Origin of the sequence: Streptococcus sp. GMD1S (assembly GCF_000296875.1) — a bacterium.
Lineage (GTDB): Bacteria > Bacillota > Bacilli > Lactobacillales > Streptococcaceae > Streptococcus.
This window is the reverse complement of record NZ_AJQY01000248.1, coordinates 1-684: the sequence shown is the minus strand read 5'-3', so window position 1 is coordinate 684 and position 684 is coordinate 1. Positions and strand designations below refer to the sequence as shown.

Below are 684 nucleotides of genomic sequence, written 5' to 3'. Positions count from 1 at the left end.
CCTTCTAAACTAGACAAATCATTGTTCTTGATTGCTTCAATATCTAGTTTTGGAACGGTAGTTTCTTTCTTTAACTTGCTAACAAGTGCTTCTGCTTCAGTAATTTTGGTATCTAAAGCAGTCAGTTGATCCTTGAGTTTCTGAATTTCCTCTTGTTTATCCTTATCAGCCTCATCTGTTTTTCCTTGGCTTGTAGACGATTGACTTGTTGACTCTGTAGTTGAAACAGCAGACGATGCTTGATTTGACTCTTTCTTTCCAATCAAAGAATGCGAGAAAACACTTACTAGGATTATAGCAACCAAAATACCGAGGACTAACCCAATATAGATTTTAATGTTTCTAGTTCCTCTCGCAAACTTTTTAGTTGACTGCGCCTCTGCTAATTCTGATGCAGTCGGCTTGCGGCCATTGACCTCCTCAAATTGTTTTACCCATTCTTTCTTATTCATAATTTTCTCCTTTTTGATTTCTATTCAGCCAAGCTTACGAGACTTCATCCGTTATTATCCATGGATTTTTATAATTTTTAGAAAATCTATGCAAAAAATTCTAAAATGATTAACAGCCTATAGTCCTCTAAAACGGAACGAAAACAAGTACTTGTTAATATATATTATACCACAAAAATATAAATTTTAGTTTTTATTTATAAGCAGGAGACACAGACGTTAAACAGAACCC

Annotated in this window: 1 pseudogene; it reads right to left on the bottom strand. The window is 34.4% G+C overall.

Features of this window, described 5'->3' with window-relative positions:
* A pseudogene (locus GMD1S_RS08595) lies at positions 1-452 on the bottom strand (hypothetical protein); the annotation flags it as partial.
* Positions 453-684: the final 232 nt, after the last annotated feature.